This is a genomic window from Gammaproteobacteria bacterium (assembly GCA_029882975.1).
Classification (GTDB): domain Bacteria; phylum Pseudomonadota; class Gammaproteobacteria; order SZUA-152; family SZUA-152; genus JAJDNG01.
In genome coordinates this window covers 90,712-105,745 of sequence record JAOUJW010000006.1, presented here as the reverse complement: position 1 = coordinate 105,745, position 15,034 = coordinate 90,712, and the positions used below count along the sequence as shown (strand labels likewise).

The 15,034-nt window shown below is 48.5% G+C and carries 13 protein-coding genes; 9 read left to right on the top strand and 4 right to left on the bottom strand.

Translation table 11 applies throughout. From position 1 onward, the window contains the following. Positions 1 to 56: 56 nt before the first annotated feature. The 9 genes from OEY58_06440 to OEY58_06400 all read left to right on the top strand — a co-directional run bounded on the left by OEY58_06440 (position 57) and on the right by OEY58_06400 (position 9,348). Positions 57 to 389, top strand: coding sequence for a TusE/DsrC/DsvC family sulfur relay protein (locus OEY58_06440; protein MDH5325082.1), 333 nt, complete (start codon positions 57 to 59; stop codon positions 387 to 389). Between the two features lie 125 nt (positions 390 to 514). Next, positions 515 to 1,231 carry a respiratory nitrate reductase subunit gamma gene (locus OEY58_06435; GenBank protein MDH5325081.1) on the top strand — a complete coding sequence of 239 codons (717 nt, stop codon included), beginning with the start codon at positions 515 to 517 and terminating at the stop codon, positions 1,229 to 1,231. Between the two features lie 110 nt (positions 1,232 to 1,341). After that, positions 1,342 to 2,832 (top strand): (Fe-S)-binding protein, encoded by a 1,491-nt coding sequence (locus OEY58_06430; GenBank protein ID MDH5325080.1) that lies wholly within the window; start codon positions 1,342 to 1,344, stop codon positions 2,830 to 2,832. Between the two features lie 132 nt (positions 2,833 to 2,964). Then, a complete protein-coding gene (locus tag OEY58_06425) occupies positions 2,965 to 4,941 on the top strand; it encodes an NAD(P)-binding protein (protein MDH5325079.1) in 1,977 nt (658 codons plus the stop codon). Then, positions 4,934 to 5,482, top strand: coding sequence for a hypothetical protein (locus OEY58_06420; GenBank protein MDH5325078.1), 549 nt, complete (start codon positions 4,934 to 4,936; stop codon positions 5,480 to 5,482). Before OEY58_06425 ends, OEY58_06420 begins: the two co-directional genes overlap by 8 nt. Further along, positions 5,479 to 6,228 (top strand): 4Fe-4S dicluster domain-containing protein, encoded by a 750-nt coding sequence (locus tag OEY58_06415; protein MDH5325077.1) that lies wholly within the window; start codon positions 5,479 to 5,481, stop codon positions 6,226 to 6,228. Before OEY58_06420 ends, OEY58_06415 begins: the two co-directional genes overlap by 4 nt. 87 nt (positions 6,229 to 6,315) lie before the next feature. Next, complete coding sequence (gene nrfD / locus OEY58_06410; protein MDH5325076.1) at positions 6,316 to 7,551, top strand: polysulfide reductase NrfD; 1,236 nt, start codon at positions 6,316 to 6,318, stop codon at positions 7,549 to 7,551. A gap of 84 nt (positions 7,552 to 7,635) precedes the next feature. Next, the gene (cobB, locus tag OEY58_06405) at positions 7,636 to 9,030 is read left to right on the top strand and encodes a hydrogenobyrinic acid a,c-diamide synthase (glutamine-hydrolyzing) (GenBank protein MDH5325075.1); all 1,395 of its coding nucleotides are present in this window, start codon (positions 7,636 to 7,638) and stop codon (positions 9,028 to 9,030) included. A 3-nt stretch (positions 9,031 to 9,033) separates the two neighbouring features. Beyond that, positions 9,034 to 9,348 (top strand): iron-sulfur cluster assembly accessory protein, encoded by a 315-nt coding sequence (locus OEY58_06400; GenBank protein MDH5325074.1) that lies wholly within the window; start codon positions 9,034 to 9,036, stop codon positions 9,346 to 9,348. Between the two features lie 16 nt (positions 9,349 to 9,364). On the opposite strand, the gene OEY58_06395 is transcribed toward OEY58_06400, so the two are convergent. From OEY58_06395 to OEY58_06380, 4 genes are read right to left on the bottom strand one after another with little or no spacing between them, the layout of a single operon-like run. After that, positions 9,365 to 12,445: a PAS domain S-box protein gene (locus tag OEY58_06395; protein MDH5325073.1), complete on the bottom strand. Its 3,081-nt coding sequence runs from the start codon at positions 12,443 to 12,445 to the stop codon at positions 9,365 to 9,367. Then, positions 12,442 to 12,711 carry a hypothetical protein gene (locus tag OEY58_06390; GenBank protein MDH5325072.1) on the bottom strand — a complete coding sequence of 90 codons (270 nt, stop codon included), beginning with the start codon at positions 12,709 to 12,711 and terminating at the stop codon, positions 12,442 to 12,444. The genes OEY58_06395 and OEY58_06390 overlap by 4 nt, the downstream gene beginning before the upstream one ends. A gap of 54 nt (positions 12,712 to 12,765) precedes the next feature. Beyond that, positions 12,766 to 13,818 (bottom strand): response regulator, encoded by a 1,053-nt coding sequence (locus OEY58_06385; protein MDH5325071.1) that lies wholly within the window; start codon positions 13,816 to 13,818, stop codon positions 12,766 to 12,768. Between the two features lie 26 nt (positions 13,819 to 13,844). Beyond that, the gene (locus OEY58_06380; GenBank protein ID MDH5325070.1) at positions 13,845 to 14,960 is read right to left on the bottom strand and encodes a response regulator; all 1,116 of its coding nucleotides are present in this window, start codon (positions 14,958 to 14,960) and stop codon (positions 13,845 to 13,847) included. Positions 14,961 to 15,034: the final 74 nt, after the last annotated feature.

Sequence of the window (15,034 nt, the reverse complement as noted above, 5' to 3'; positions counted from 1 at the left end):
AGCCGGTCCACGGATTGTAAACATAAGCTTTATACTTAAGATACAGGAGAAACGACATGGCTCTAGATGTTGGTGGTAAATCAATCGAAACTGATGAAGAAGGTTACTTGCTTAACCGTGACGAATGGACAGATGACGTCGCCAAGGCTCTGGCCGTGGGCGAAGGTCTGGACATGACGGAAAACCACTGGGAAGTGGTAAACTTCCTGCGTGAGTATTACGAAGAGTACCAAATTGCACCGGCTGTTCGCGTATTAACCAAAGCGATCGGTAAAAAGCTGGGTAAAGACAAAGGTAACAGCAAATATTTATACGAATTGTTCCCTTACGGTCCGGCCAAGCAAGCCTGTAAAATTGCCGGCCTGCCCAAACCAACCGGTTGTGTATAACCACACCGGTTGCATGTAACATTTTGTATAGCACTAAATGTAACAGCACGTTACGTGTGACAACATAGCAACATCACCGGGCAGGTCACTGGCCTGCCCGGCACAATAAATATAAGGCTGCAACTATGACTCTAACCGTGGTTTTTGCTGTACTTTTTTATATAGCAACAGCATTGCTGGTAGCGGGTGTTATTCGCAAGATTTTTATTTATGCAAAAACACCGGCACCGCTGAAAATCCCAACGACTCCGGCACCGTTGACCAAAGGCGGTGTGGCTTGGCGTTTATTCAAAGAAGTCACGGTATTTCAAAGCCTGTTCAAAGCCAATAAATGGATCTGGATTTTCGGCTGGATGTTTCATATGGGCCTGTTCCTGGTCCTGCTGCGCCACTTGCGTTACTTTACTGAGCCCGTCTGGTTTTGGGTGGACTGGCTGCAACCCTTTGGGAAATACGCAGCATTCGCCATGATCGCCGGTTTAGCCGGGTTATGGGCGCGACGTTTCCTGGTGGACCGAATTCGATATATTTCAGCTCCGTCAGATCATCTAATGCTGCTACTGTTGTTGTGCATTGGTATCAGCGGTGCCTTCATGACCTTCTTGTCCAGTGTGGACGTGGTCAGCCTGAAAGCGTTTGCGCTGGGCTTGATGTACTTTGATTTACAACCTATCCCGGACAGCGGTGTACTATTACTGCATCTAGCGCTGGTTGCCGTATTAATGATGATTTTTCCAATCAGCAAATTGTTGCACGCGCCCGGCTTGTTTTTCTCCCCCACTCGTAATCAGGTGGATAACCCACGCGAACACAGACATACCCAGGGCTGGACGGCCAAATAAGGCCGGTATTTCAGGGTACGTAGATGCGGGTAAATAGAGACAAAATGCTCAGAACACTTAGTAAAACCAGAACAATAGAAACAACATTTACAGGAATCAAGGCATAGGCTATGGCGGACATCGAAGTTCCAAAACTGAGAGAATTCCCGGTAATACCGGTCATCGTTGAAGGCGCGATGGCGCACAGCAAACCTTTTGTGGCCAAACCCGACCATCAGGCAAGTGTAGGCTTTCCCGGTGAGCTGGTAGACAACTGGCAGGAAGTGGCCGTCAATAAACTGGGTGAGTTGGTACAAAACTCCCGTGCCCTGCAAGTTTTTCTGGACACCTGCGTGAAATGCGGTGCCTGTACGGATAAATGTCATTATTTCCTGGGCAGCCAGGATCCAAACAATATGCCGGTGGCACGGCAGGATCTGTTACGCAAAGTGTACCGACGTTACTTCACCTTTGCCGGCAAATATTTCCCCAAACTAGTGGGTGCCCTGGATTTTACCGAAGAAGTCCGCGACCTCTGGTACAGCTATTTCCATCAATGTTCCCAATGCCGTCGCTGCTCCGTATTCTGCCCCTACGGCATTGACACGGCGGAAATCTCCATGGCCGGCCGCGAAATCCTCGATGCCATTGGAGTCGGCCAGAAATACAGCAACGAAATTATCGGTAAACTGCACAAAATTGGGAACAACCTGGGACTGCCCGAACCCGCACTGGTGGATACACTGGAAGGTTTGGAAGAAGACCTGGAAGACGATACCGGACATAAAATTCGCGTGCCTGTGGATCAAAAAGGTGCCGATGTACTGTTGATTACTCCTTCAGCCGATTTCTTTGCCGAACCGCATATTGACGGACTCATGGGCTACGCCAAGGTCTTTCACCAGGCCGGTATCAGTTGGACCTTAAGCTCCTATGCCTCGGAAGCTGCCAACTTCTCCATGTTTATCGGCAGCGGCGACAATTTGAAAAAAGTCGCCATGCGTATACGTGAAGCCGCACTGGATTTAGGCGTCAAGCGTATTGTGGTGGGTGAATGTGGCCATGCCTGGCGTGTTGCCTACAGTTTCTGGAATACCCTGATCGGTCCGTTTGATTTTCTGGACCGTAGCTACCCGGTACCGCAGCACATCTGCGAGTTTACCTACGATTTACTGCAAAAAGGCGCTTTCAAACTGGATAAGGAAGCTAACGACCATCGCAGAATCACTTTTCATGATTCCTGTAACGTCGCTCGAGCTTCCCGCATGGGCAATATGCCCGGCGGACAGTTTATTATTCCCCGCGCCCTGCTCAAAGCCAGTGCCAATCACTTTTTCGATATGGCACCGGAAACCATACACGAAAACACCTTCTGTTGCGGTGGCGGTGGTGGTTTATTGACTGACGATTTAATGGAATTGCGAGTTAAAGGTGCCCTACCCCGTATGGAGGCTCTGAGCCAAGTGGTTCAAGACCATGATGTAAATACGCTGGTGGCCATCTGCGCTATTTGTAAGACGCAGTTCGCCAAAGTTCTGCCCTATTACAAACATCCAATGGATATGATCACCAGCCTGCACCATGTGGTGGGTGATGCCATTGTTTTGGGTGGCAACGATTGAGTTTTGGGTGGCAACGACTGAGCGAAATACAAACTAGGTAATACAGTTTTAGTTCACAAGAGTGGACCGGTAACAAGAATTGGGTTTTTTAAAACATTTTGGGATGCGTAGCGAATTTTAGGAGAGTGAATCATGGCAACCCCGGCAGATAAAGTAGATAGAAAAGGTCATACCTTTCGTCGTTTTAAAGATCACGACGAGTCACCCGCAGCTTTTAAAGAGCAAATCTTTGAAGCCGACCACAGCTATAAATGCCCCACGTATGTACACCAGACACCTCCCTGTCAGGGTAGCTGTCCAGCCGGTGAGGACATTCGCGGCTGGTTGAACGTGGTTCGCGGCATGGAAAAACCTTCCGGTGATATGAGCTGGCAGGAATATGCATTTCGCCGTTCCACCCATGCCAACCCGTTTCCCGCCATCATGGGCCGAGTGTGCCCCGCTCCGTGTGAAGACGGCTGTAACCGCAATGAAGTGGAAGACCATGTGGGTATCAACGCCGTAGAACAGTTCATTGGTGACCATGCTCTGGAACAGGGCTTCGAATTTAAGGCCGGTGCCGAAACCGGAAAAAGCGTAGGCATCATCGGTGGCGGTCCTTGCGGTTTAGCGGCGGCGTACCAATTACGCCGCATGGGTCATGCCTGTACTGTTTATGACGACCACGAAGAACTGGGCGGCATGATGATGTACGGCATTCCCGGTTATCGTACTCCCCGAAATGTGTTGGGTGGCGAAATCAAGCGCATTACCGACATGGGCGTGGAAGTGGTATTGAAGACCCGTGTAGGCACCGATATCAGCCTGGAAGAACTGGAGAAAAAACATGACGCCGTACTGTTTGCCATTGGCGCACAATCCGGCCGTGCTCTGCCCGTACCCGGCGGCGATGCTCCCAACTGCGTTACCGGTGTGGCGTTCCTGTCCGCGTTCAACCAAGGTCGCCTGCAAGCTGTGAGCGGCAACGTAGTGGTTATCGGGGGTGGTGATACCTCCATCGACGTGGTCTCCGTCGCTCGCCGTCTGGGCAACATCAGCAACATCGCCGAAAAAGACCGTCCGGAAAACATCGTCCTGGGCCACACGGCACATGACGTTGTGGACATCGCCTCAAAAGAAGGCGCTGACGTTACTTTGATCTCACGTCAACCCATAGACAATATGACAGCGGCACAGCATGAGATCGACGACGCCACCCGCGAAGGGGTGAAGATTTTCGGTGCATTGAACCCGGTGGAAGTTATTCTGGATGAAAACGGCCGAGCCAAAGCCCTGCGCGTTGCCAAACTGACTTACGAAAATGGTAAAGCGGAAGTGGTTCCCGGCTCCGAATACGATATTGAAGCGAACCTGGTTGTATCCGCCATCGGCCAAACCGGTGACTTTACCGGCCTGGACGGCTTTGGCAACGACCGAGGTCTTATTGACGCGGACAAACACTATCAAATCCCCAGCAAACCCGGTTTTTTTGCTGCCGGTGACATTATTCGTCCCCACTTGCTGACCACTGTTATCGGTCAAGGCGCCATTGTGGCGGATACTATTGATCATTACTTCAAAAACCAGGAACTGGGTAACCGTCCTAAGGTTGACGTACACCATTTCAATCTACTGGACAAGCTGCGCGAAACCGGCCTGCAACCTGTAGACTATAAAGCGGCCGGCGACGCCAAAATCCGTGGTATCGACCGAGGCCTGCGCGGCACCAGCGACGACGACTACGCGATTCACAACTTCGAAGACCGTTCCAAACACCAGATCATTCCTTCCACGGAACTGTTCCTGGGACACTTCGACAAAGAACTGCGCAACCGACGTGTGGAAACCGTTCCCGACGCTAAAGAAGTTCTTGGCCATTTCGAAGAGCGTGTGGCCGGTCTTTCTGAAGAACAAACGGTAGCCGAAGCCAAACGCTGCATGAGCTGTGGCATGTGTTTCGAGTGTGACAACTGTGTCATTTTCTGTCCGCAGGATGCGGTATACCGCGTTAAGAAAGACAAATCCACCACCGGTCGCTATGTAGACACCTATTACGACCGTTGCATCGGTTGCCACATTTGTGCTGATGTATGTCCTACCGGTTATATCAAAATGGGACTGGGTGAGTAAGTTACAAACCATTACAGGAACACATGTGGTGAGTATGAAAAGACACAACAAAAAAGAAAACGACAACCAAGCAAATACGGTACGGTCAGGCAAACGCATGGCCGTGGTTTGTTTGTTTTTGGCTACCCTGTTTTCACTCGCTGCCGTGGCGGATACCCCCATGCCTGAGATACCCAAAGGCAAGGGTGATAAATGTATGGATGACACCGATGTCATGCGCAAAAGCCATATGGACAAGTTGTTGCACAAACGCGACCGTACCATGTACCAGGGCATTCGCACTGAACAATTCAGTTTGAAACAGTGTATTTCCTGCCATGTGGTTGTAGGACAAGACCAAAAACCGGTCAGTGCCGCCAGCCCAAAACACTTTTGCCGGGTGTGCCATGATTACGCCTCCGTAAAAATTGATTGTTTCGAATGCCATGCGTCCAAGCCGCGACCGCAAGCCGCCGCTTTGTCCGTACCGGCCATGCCGGCAGCTCCGACGAGATCTGATGAAACATCCAATAACACCAGCGCAACAGGTGGCAGTCTATGAACGATGATCGCAACAAAATAGACACCTATCGACGAAAATTTCTGGGTCAGGGCGCCGCCCTGGCGGGTACGATAACCCTGGCACCCGGCGTGCTGTTGCACAACATTGCCAACGCCAAACCCAAAGACCAAGCTGTAGACAACAAAGTCCGTTGGGGCTTTTTAATCGACGCCAATAAATGCGCCGCCAATTGCAACGCCTGTGTCACGGCCTGCAGTGAGGAAAACGGCTTGACCGGTTTTAACCGACCGGAGACCGATGCCCAGTGGATTCGTAAAGTCACCGTTAAAGACCGCAGCACCGGTCACACCACCCATTTACCCATGATGTGCCAACACTGCGCCAATCCACCCTGCGTGGATGTATGTCCTACGGGTGCGTCATTCCAGCGCGCAGACGGAATTTGTCTGGTAGACAAACACATATGCATCGGCTGCCGTTATTGTATGATGGCCTGTCCCTACAAGGCTCGGTCTTTTGTTCACGAGACCCTGACCGATCAGGTACCGGGCGTTCCGCGAGGCAAAGGCACGGTAGAAAGTTGCACCCTGTGCGTCCATCGTGTCGATCGTGGAGATATACCTGCCTGCGCCGAAGCCTGCACCGGTGAGGAAAAAGGCGCTATTTTGTTCGGCAATCTCAATGACCCGAACAGTGAAATCGCCCAGCGGGTTGCCAAAGAAGCCAGCACCCAAGTACGCGGCGATCTGGGTTTGGACCCGGGTGTGCGTTACCAGGGCTTATAGAACGAACCCCGGCTGTTGCCGGGGATAAACAGATACTCAGAAACCGTTCAGCAGCGAGCACAGCTCAAAGATACAGCGAGACCAAATATGGGGAAGAAAATAACATTACGGGCCATTGACGGAAACAGTGCGGGTTATTATTTACTCATGGGCGTGCTCGGCGCACTCATCGCCCTGGGACTGGGATCCGCCTATTACATGGAACACCAAGGTCATCATGTCACCGGTATGACTAACCAAATTGTCTGGGGTATGCCTCATGTGTTTGCCGTATTCCTGATCGTAGCGGCATCCGGTGCTTTGAACGTTGCCTCCATCGCTTCAGTATTCGGCAAAAGCCTTTACAAACCGCTGGCGCCCTTGTCCGGCCTGTTAGCCATGAGCTTGCTCATTGGCGGATTGATTGTTCTGGTACTGGACTTAGGGCGCCCTGATCGCTTGATCGTGGCCATGACCTACTACAACTTTAAGTCCATCTTCGCCTGGAACATTTTCCTCTACAACGGCTTTCTGTTGATTGTAGGCGTGTATTTGTGGATGATGTTGGAAAAACGCTTCAACAAATACAGCTCCTCCGTGGGTGTGGTAGCCTTTGTCTGGCGTCTCATTCTCACCACCGGTACCGGCTCCATTTTTGGATTTCTGGTATCTCGACAGTTTTACGATGCTGCCATCATGGCCCCCCTGTTTATTCTTATGTCTTTCGCTTTCGGCCTGGCGATATTTAATATCGTGTTGGCCACAGCCTATACGGGCACTCAACGTCCCTTAGGCGGTACCTTGATAGAGCGCCTGCGTAAACTACTGGGATTATTCGTGCTGTCGGTACTGTTTTTTGTGGCCATTTTTCATTTAACCAATTTATACGCCACCGAACACCACAGCGTTGAAAAATTCATATTGAACGGTGACAATGTTTACACGGCTCTGTTCTGGCTGGGTTACGGTCTGGTGGGCACTGTGCTGCCACTGGCCCTGTGTTATGCCAGGGGTTTTGCCCGCTCCCTCACCGCTTTGGTCTCAGCCTCCGTGCTGGTGATTGCCGGTGGCTTAAGCCAAATGTATGTAATCATCATTGGTGGCCAGGCATTTCCCTTACAATTATTTCCCGGCAAAGACGTTTCCAGTAGTTTTTATGACGGTGTTGTTAATCAATACAGCCCCAGCCTGCCGGAAATTGCTCTGGGAGTGGGAGGCGCGGCCCTGGCGCTGGCCATGGTAGGATTTGCCGTAAAGGCGTTAGGCTTTTTACCACAGAGCCTGGCCGACGCCGATGTGGACACTCACCATAAGCCCGCTCCTGAATCCGAAGCGGCAGCCTAAAGCCGGTTTGCGGTCGCTTGGCGGCCGCAATTTCTAGAGTCTTTAGCGAGTAAAAAGCCCTCAGCACATGAAGACCCTGGCCGCATGAATCATCTGCTCATCTCTGCAGCACATAAATCTTCCGGCAAAACCACTCTTAGTATCGGTTTGTGTCGCGCCTTAAGCAATCGCAAGCTAAAAGTTCAAGCATTTAAAAAAGGCCCGGATTACATCGATCCCATGTGGCTGGGCATGGCAACCGGACGCCCTTGCTATAACCTGGATTTCAACACCATGAGCAGCGCCGAACAAAGGACCTTGTTCGCCCAAAGCGGTCGGGATGCGGATATATGCCTTATCGAAGGGAACAAAGGCTTGTATGACGGTGTAGATCTTTATGGCAGCAACAGCAATGCCGCATTGGCTAAATTACTCCGCTCGCCCGTCATCATTGTAATTGACACTCAGGGCATGACCCGGGGAGTCGCGCCCCTGGTGCTGGGATACCAGAATTTTGACCCTCTGGTGAACATTGCCGGAGTCATTCTCAACAAAGTCGGCGGCAGCCGCCACGAATCCAAGTTGCGAAATGTCTTGGAACACTACACTTCGGTACCGGTCCTTGGTGCGGTCCATAGAAACACCGAACTAACCCTATTGGAGCGTCATTTAGGCCTGATACCCAGCAACGAGTTGGCTGCAGCTGAACAACACATTGACACCACAGGGCGTATTATCGCCGAACAGGTGAACTTGGACACAGTTTTGGAACTGGCTCAAACAGCCCCGTCTATAACAGTCAATACCAACGAAACTCAACAGAGTTCACCCCAAAAAACATACCCTGTTCGAATCGGTATCGCCAAGGATGCGGCCTTCGGGTTTTACTATCCGGATGACCTGCGGGCGTTCGAAGCCTTGGGCGCCCGATTACTGCCCTTCAGCCCATTAAAAGACTCAAAACTACCTCCGGTGGACGGGTTATTTCTGGGAGGGGGGTTCCCAGAGACGCATATGGATATGCTCCAACACAATGATGCCATGCGAACAAGCATCAAAGAAGCCATTGAGGCAGGACTACCGGTCTATGCCGAATGTGGTGGTCTGATGTATTTATGCCGTCAACTTCATTGGGAAAATAAAACCTGCTCCATGGTGGGAGCCCTCTGCGCTGACACGGTGCTGGAACAAAAACCGCAAGGCCGCGGCTATGTGCGCCTCAAGGAGACCCACAAACACCCCTGGCCAAAACTACCGCGGGCCGAAAATGAGATTGCTGCACACGAATTTCACTATTCCAAACTGATCAATCTGGACCCCAATCTGGAATTCGCTTATGAAATGCAACGAGGTACGGGCATCAACGGCAGCAATGATGGTATTATTTATAAAAATGTACTGGCATGTTACACCCATCAACGCAATAGCAATAAACACCCGTGGGTGGAACGTTTTTTACAATTTGTAACCGCACAAACAGCACCACAATCCAGGAAATAAATCATGATCACAATCAGCCCAGAAGCCGCCGCACAAATTCGTCTATCCGCAGAACGCACCGCCAGCGAGTCCTTACCCATGCGCATCGCTGCCAAAGTGGCGGTAGATGAAAGTATTGAATACGGTTTGGGTTTTGACGAAAAAAACGACGATGACCTGAGTTTCACTGTGGAAGGTATTAATATCATCATTGCCAAATCCAGTGCTGAGCTGCTTCACGGTGCCCATCTGCATTTTGTGGATCTGGAAGATGGCACGCAAAATTTTATTTTTCAAAACCCAAATGACCCCAACTACAAACCGCCAAAAGAGGACTGATTCCGTGATCAGTACCTCATACCCCCATCACTAAGGCCGTTTTGCTCTGGCGGGGTATGACAAAGCTGACAGTGGCACCGCCATCAGCATTGTTCACCGCCCAAATTCTACCTTGATGGGCTTCAATGATGCGTTTGCTGATACTCAATCCCAATCCAGTGCCTTTTTGTTTATCACTTTCATTATTACTCTGGGAAAATTCATCAAATATGGATCGAAGTGCCTCCGGAGGTATACCCTGTCCCTGGTCTTTAACATAGACCATCAGCATGGCCGCAGTAGACAACTTATCATCACAACCGATTTCTATGGTTCCACCACGAGGGCTGAATTTGATTGCATTGGATAACAAATTTGTTACCACTTGAGCAATATGGGACGCATCACACAGTACCACAGTATCACTCATGGGAGTACAATCAATATCTATTTTTAAGCCCCACTCCTCCAGTCGCACCCACTGTTCCTTGACGCAGGAATCCAACACCGACTTGATATCAACCATATTGAACTCCATTTGCATTTTACCGGATTCCAGCTTTGCCAGATCCAGTAAATTGTTCAACAAGGACAACAAACGTTCCCCACTGTTTTTAATTTGGGAGAAATATTGGTGAATTTTTTCAGCAGGGGCTTTACCCGCCTTGGCCAGGCCAAAATTAGCAAAACTCAGTATGCCATGCATAGGAGTGCGTAACTCATGGGACATACTGGCAAGAAAAGCGGATTTGGCCTTATTCGCCCGTTCTGCCTCTTCCTTTGCGGCTAATAGCTGGGAGGTACGCTCTCCCACTTGTTGTTCCAGCAGATCGTTATGACGTAATAATTTCAATTCCGAATGTATCCGTTGTAACGAATTGGCGAACACGCTACACACAGAGTACAAATACTCTGTCTCTTCGGGAGCCAATTCAGAATAGGAACGACGATAAACTGCAATGTATCCCAGGGACTCTTGGCCGTAGGCTATGCGCAAAAATCTCACCCCCGCATCGGCGTGGAGCAAACAAACATCATCAAAAGATTCCTCCAACAAATCCAGATTCTGCTCCAACAGGTCGCTCAAGTACCTGGTTTCCTTCGAACTCATACCCTCCACCGCAGCGATCTTGATCTCCTTACGATGTTCATCAAACAAAAAAATGCAACACCTGGCCATTATTGTTAAAAATGTTTGTGATACCAGCAATGCAGCTATATTTTGGGCCAAATCCTCTTGCGTATTTCTTTCCTGGGAAACTTTCAATACATCAGTCAAACCATTGCGATAGCGCATTTCCTTTCGTAACTCAATCTCTGCTGTTTTACGTGTGGTGATATCACTATAAATACCAATAATTCCGACCAATTCTCCTGCATTGTCGGTCAACGGAATTTGGCTCATATCAAGCCATCTTGAACCACCATCCGCTGCCGGAAATAACTGTTCCAGATGCAATCTGGGTTCTCTGCACTGCAAAACCAGTTGTTCGTCTAAACTAGGCCAATTCACATCAGCTTCGTTTAAACCGGCAAGTTCATTAGAGGACTGCAACCCCATATCACGTGCAAACACTTCATTACAGCCTAAATAGGTCCCCTGCAAATCTTTCCAGTATATTCTGTCAGGGATAGTGTTTAACACCAGCTCCAAGAATCGCCTCGACTCAGCCAACTCTCGCATGGAATCCTTGTTCCGGGTTATATTTTTCATCACCCCAACATTCGTCAGCAAAACCCCACTGTCCGACAAGCTCATAATCCCCCGGTCGTGAAACCACAAATATTCTCCACTCCTGGCCCGAAAGCGATACTCAATGTCAAACAACAAATCGCCTTTTTGAGCCCTTTCGAACTCCCTCTTCACTGCGGTAAGATCGTCAGGATGGACCCGATTTAGCCAACTGGGGTCATCATCTCCCATTTCCTCCGAGGTATAACCCAATATCTGCGTATATGCACCCGACCAACGGATTTTTTGTGCCGGTACATCGTGTTCGTAAGTCAGTTCACCCAATGCATAAATCAAGTTTTCGTAATTCTTCTGCGTCGCTTGTCGTTGTTGTTCCGCTCGAGCTCGTTCCGCAGACTCAAGCTGTAATTGTTTCAAATATTCCCTTTCACTCAAGTCACGCATTAACACTACACCACACTTCTCTCCGTCTACTTCAATGCGACACAGGCTGATTTCAACCGGAATACGATCACCATTTGCTTTGACAGCAAAAATCATATCGGAGGTAATATAAGTGTGATTTTCCTGACTATTCAATAGAAAACCCATAAGGTCTGCTGGATATGCAGCCTCGCCCGGAAATAGCACTTGCAGCGGTTTCCCAAGAAGCTCCCCTGTCGAAAAGGTAAAAGTATTTTCTGCGGTGAGGTTGTTTTGAATAATAAAACCATAATTATCGACTATAAATATAGAATCGGGCACAGCCTCGAGTATTTTCTCCTTAGTCGATACTGCTTCTTTTAAAGAACCAATGGCTTCGTCCAGTGTCGCCTGTATATAATCGTTCTCTATACCCAAACGATTAATTTCGACTATCCGCTTAGCGGTCTTACGGGAAAAACTGACCAATACCAGGCCATACATGATTACCACGGCGGCGATGGTAAACAAATGCACATTTTCCGTTTTGCCGACCCAAACTAACCATACAACGAACACCGGGCCTATATATGCCACAAACCCACGCCAATACGCCATATTGGACATTACTACGAGCATGCTAATGCCAATTTGCACAAGACACACTAAAAATAGCTCAGAAACAATCGAATCGGTTTCACTAATAAACAGGCTGCTACCCCAGACAAACCCCAACATCATTTGTGAAACCAAGTAAAGTGCCTCGGAATGCTTCAGTCGAACAGGGAGGATATTCCTGGCATTAGTTTCTAAAAGATAAACAAAACCATAAATAGCAGTGAAGCCATACAACCACAGAAACGGAAACGGTAGACCATAAAAATAGTTCAAAAACACACACAGCAGCAAACCGGCCAGCCAACCCAAAAGCCTGTCCCTGGGAGACTCACTCAAAATAGAAAATAGAATATTTCTTTGAAGAACATCTGGATCACGCAACAGTGAATCCGGACCGGAACTCATGTCTTTCCCACGGTTGGATGTTTCAACAAAACTTTGAAACGCAATCGACCGTAGCCCTCACGTTGATTTTCCGGCTGGATTTTTCCCTGGTGTGCAGCCATGATCTCCCTGGATATGGGTAACCCCAGGCCGGCACCTGTTTCCGCAGCGCGGGTTGTACTTTGATCAAACGCCAACTCTACCTTGGCAAGCAGGGAAAGGTTACCGCGCTCCCGATCAAACATTCCGGCATGCAGGCACCTTATCCCATCGTACTGCACGCTCAAACTTTTTCTCCTTGATACTTCACCACTTTCCATTTCGGAGATTCACTCTCCCAATCAATCCTTGAATTGATTCATTACTTTCAGAACGTCATCCAAACTATCATTAAACACTTTAACCAACTCCGGATCAAAAAACGAACCCGACTCACTGTTGATATAATCTATAGCCTTTTGCAGCGGCCAGGCATTTTTATACGGTCGTTCTATTGTCAGCGCATCAAATACATCTGCAAGTATTACTATTCTGGCGTTTATCGGAATATTTTCACCCACTAATCCACTGGGGTAGCCGCTACCGTCGTACTTTTCGTGATGGCCCAAAGCTATTTCTTTTGCAGTACACATCAAGGGACTGCTATGAACCCCAAGTATTTTTGCGCCGATTTCACAATGCGTTTTCATGATTTCCCATTCTTCTGCTGTCAGTTTACCCGGTTTCAATAGTATATTGTCCGGGATACCCAACTTTCCGACATCATGCATAGGCGCTGCTTGCTGTAGTATATCTTGCTCTCTTTCACCAAACCCAATCCCTCTACCTAACAGTTTGGAATACCAGCCAACTCTCACAGTGTGTGAGGCCGTGTCCATATCCCGATACTCCGCCGCAAACCCCAGACTTAGCAGTGCCTCTTGTTGGCTTTGCGCCAACTCCTGTGTTCTCGCGATAATCTTGTCTTCCAAACTTCGGTTCATCCATGCCAATTCTTTTTTGGACAGGTACAATTCCAGCAAATTATTTACCCGGCAGAGTATTTCTTCGTTATTAAACGGCTTAAGCAAAAAATCCGCGGCACCACCCTGCAAAGCTCGAATCTTAATTTGCTCATCATTTGCCGCTGTTAAAATCAACACCGGTGGTGTTTGGTCTTTACCAATCTCCCGAAACTTTTCCATTACGTCAAAACCGTCGTAGTTGGGCATATTTATGTCCAACAGCACAATGTCGTAGTTATTGCTTCTGTACAACTCCACTCCTTCGACCGAGTTTATTGTACCGGTTACATTGTTCATATCACTCATACTGAAAACTTCTTCCAGGATTGCGACATTTACAGGTTCGTCATCAATGACGAGAATATTGGAATTTCTTATTTGTTCACGCATACCCTTTCAATCCCTACCGGCTCATCTTATAACACTGAAGACAACTGCGAAACCAAGTTTCTATACCGCAATTCCAGTTCGTTTCCTTGCTGATACATTTTCCGAGTATTTGTTTCAGTCACATCAACAATGCTCTTGAGAGAATGTTCCTGCTCTTCTGTCAATTCCAGCGTCAACAACGCCTTCTCAATGTGCTGACCAATTGTAGAGAAGCCATTAACTACACCATTTTGTTGGCTCCTGTGTATACTTTCTATTTTCTGAATTTCGTTTTGAGCAACTTTCAACGCATTGGCTAACGCCAATTGCTTTCGGTCCAATTCCTGTTCGGTGCTAATAGCTGACAATCGGGCATCTATCCCGTCCAGCAACACTATAAGATGATCACGCAGCCTACCTGCTTTCTCCTCATCATCCGGGACATTTCTCAGCAGCATGGTTGCCACCTTACCGTTAAACACGGTCACCTTTCCCGCATGATATATCCTACCTTTGGACTCCAATTGTTCCAACACTTCAAGTTCCAGAGGGCGTTCTATCCCGTCATTGAACACCACTATTTTTTCATTTCCATCTTTGATAATAAGACTGACAGACACACCATACTGATCAATGTGTTCCAGCGCCTTTAACGCAAGCGACTTGGCATCCGGACAGGAAAAACTTTCCTGCAGAAAATGCACAATCAATCCCAATTCCGACGCGCTACTGATGGCAATCATTGTGGTTTGCATTGCAACGCTCTTTTCGTCTCGCAGGCGAGACTTATCCGAGTATTGCGCCAGCGCCAGATTAACCTTGGCTTTTAGTTCTTCTTCATTAAAGGGTTTAGTAATGTAATCATCTCCGCCGGCCTCATACCCGGCTAGTCGTTCCTCAGGAGTCGCCAGAGCAGATACAAACAGAATAGGTATATCCCGATGCGTCTCCCGCAATATCTTACAGGTTTCAAGACCGTTGAGTTCCGGCATGTTGACATCAAGTAAAATCAGATTGGGTTCCCGATTTTTAACCAACTCGAGACATTCTGACCCGTTGGTTACACATTTGAATTCCACGTCATCTTCCTCGAAGATTTCTTCCAGTATCATCCTATTTGTAGGTTCATCGTCAACTCCAAGGATATACGTACCGGGATTCATAATGTTGTTCCTTAATCAAGATTCCATCAGGTTAACCGATATTAATAACGGATTCAGCGCAGAGTTTTTGAGTC

Excerpts from the sequence above, each read along its gene's own strand:
- OEY58_06440 (MDH5325082.1), top strand. The coding sequence starts at position 57 with ATGGCTCTAGATGTTGGTGGTAAATCAATCGAAACTGATGAAGAAGGT.
- OEY58_06435 (MDH5325081.1), top strand. The coding sequence starts at position 515 with ATGACTCTAACCGTGGTTTTTGCTGTACTTTTTTATATAGCAACAGCA.
- OEY58_06430 (MDH5325080.1), top strand. The coding sequence starts at position 1,342 with ATGGCGGACATCGAAGTTCCAAAACTGAGAGAATTCCCGGTAATACCG.
- OEY58_06425 (MDH5325079.1), top strand. The coding sequence starts at position 2,965 with ATGGCAACCCCGGCAGATAAAGTAGATAGAAAAGGTCATACCTTTCGT.
- OEY58_06415 (MDH5325077.1), top strand. The coding sequence starts at position 5,479 with ATGAACGATGATCGCAACAAAATAGACACCTATCGACGAAAATTTCTG.
- nrfD (MDH5325076.1), top strand. The coding sequence starts at position 6,316 with ATGGGGAAGAAAATAACATTACGGGCCATTGACGGAAACAGTGCGGGT.
- cobB (MDH5325075.1), top strand. The coding sequence starts at position 7,636 with ATGAATCATCTGCTCATCTCTGCAGCACATAAATCTTCCGGCAAAACC.
- OEY58_06400 (MDH5325074.1), top strand. The coding sequence starts at position 9,034 with ATGATCACAATCAGCCCAGAAGCCGCCGCACAAATTCGTCTATCCGCA.
- OEY58_06395 (MDH5325073.1), bottom strand. The coding sequence starts at position 12,445 with ATGAGTTCCGGTCCGGATTCACTGTTGCGTGATCCAGATGTTCTTCAA.
- OEY58_06385 (MDH5325071.1), bottom strand. The coding sequence starts at position 13,818 with ATGCGTGAACAAATAAGAAATTCCAATATTCTCGTCATTGATGACGAA.
- OEY58_06380 (MDH5325070.1), bottom strand. The coding sequence starts at position 14,960 with ATGAATCCCGGTACGTATATCCTTGGAGTTGACGATGAACCTACAAAT.